Source organism: Pseudomonas sp. NPDC087598, from assembly GCF_044743525.1.
In the GTDB taxonomy this organism is placed as follows: Bacteria; Pseudomonadota; Gammaproteobacteria; order Pseudomonadales; family Pseudomonadaceae; genus Aquipseudomonas.
The window spans coordinates 1-1272 of the sequence record NZ_JBIUWQ010000110.1 but is presented as its reverse complement, the minus strand read 5'-3'; the positions used below and the strand labels follow the sequence as shown (position 1 = coordinate 1272).

1 protein-coding gene and 1 pseudogene are annotated in these 1272 nt (G+C 57.2%); one reads left to right on the top strand and one right to left on the bottom strand.

Translation table 11 applies throughout. The annotated features are described in order from the left end of the window. Positions 1-60: 60 nt before the first annotated feature. A pseudogene (locus ACIOWE_RS29365) lies at positions 61-166 on the bottom strand (transketolase); the annotation flags it as partial. A gap of 258 nt (positions 167-424) precedes the next feature. On the opposite strand from ACIOWE_RS29365, the gene ACIOWE_RS29360 reads away from it, so the two are divergent. Continuing rightward, the coding region (locus tag ACIOWE_RS29360) for an ArsR/SmtB family transcription factor (protein WP_401398436.1) at positions 425-1272 on the top strand (848 nt) is incomplete at its 3' end.

Here is a 1272-nt window from a genome sequence, read left to right as displayed (position 1 = left end):
AATCAAACGAAATAATACAAGTCATTTACTTAATGTAGTAGAGACAAATCAAATAGCCAAAAACTGCCATACCCATAGGGGCACCGGGATGGCCGCTGTTGGCTTTTTGCACGGCATCCATGCTGAGGGCACGAATGGCGTTGGCACGCTCACGACGGCTAGGCATCGCTGATCTCCTGGGTGTGAATAGATTGAAACGGAAAAAAGGAGGGCATTTTCCCTCACCCGAGCGCCTCGGGGCAATGATAGATACTCATCCGGGGGCGTTTTTCCCATGGTTAACGGCGGTTTCGGTTGGTGAAACCTTTCCGCTGTTCGTTTGTAGAGTTAACCGTTTCGTGAGAAGTGCCATTTATCGAGCAATATCAAAACTTTTTGATATTGGCCTTGCGGTGATTTACCCCCGTCTCTAGACTGCTGCCCCATGAACTTACGCGTGCCTTCCATTCGCCATGACGATTGCGACGAGCTGGCGGCCCTGTGCAAGGCCGGCGGTGATCCGCTGCGGCTGAATGTACTGCGCGCGCTGGCCAACGATTCGTTTGGCGTGCTGGAACTGGCGCAGATTTTCGGTATTGGCCAGTCCGGCATGAGTCATCACCTGAAAGTCCTGGCGCAAGCCGATCTGGTGGCGACCCGCCGCGAAGGCAACGCGATTTTCTATCGTCGCGCCCTGCCCCACACCGAACTGCTGGGTGGCAAGCTGCACGCTGCACTGTTAGAAGAAGTCGACAATCTGGCGCTCCCGGAAGACGTCCAGGCGCGAATCGCTCAGGTTCACGCCCAGCGCGCTGCCGCCAGCCAGGACTTTTTTGCCCGGGTCGCGGAGAAATTTCGCGCCCAGCAAGACTTGATAGCCGGCCTGCCGCAGTACCGTGAAAGCGTGCTGGCCCTGCTCGACAAACTGAATTTCAATGGTGCTGCCACGGCCATTGAAGTCGGCCCCGGCGATGGTGCTTTTCTGCCGGAACTGGCACGCCGCTTCGGCACCGTAACCGCGCTGGACAACAGCCCGGCGATGCTCGAACTGGCGCGTCAGGTATGTGAACGTGAACAGCTGGCTAACGTCAGCCTGCAATTGGCCGATGCATTGAACGGCACCAGCCTTCAGGCCGATTGCGTTGTACTGAATATGGTCTTGCACCATTTCGCCGCGCCGGCCGAAGCGCTCAAGCACATGGCCGACTTGCTGCAACCGGGCGGTAGCCTGCTCGTGACAGAGTTATGTAGCCACAACCAGAGTTGGGCCAGGGAGGCCTGCGGTGATCTGTG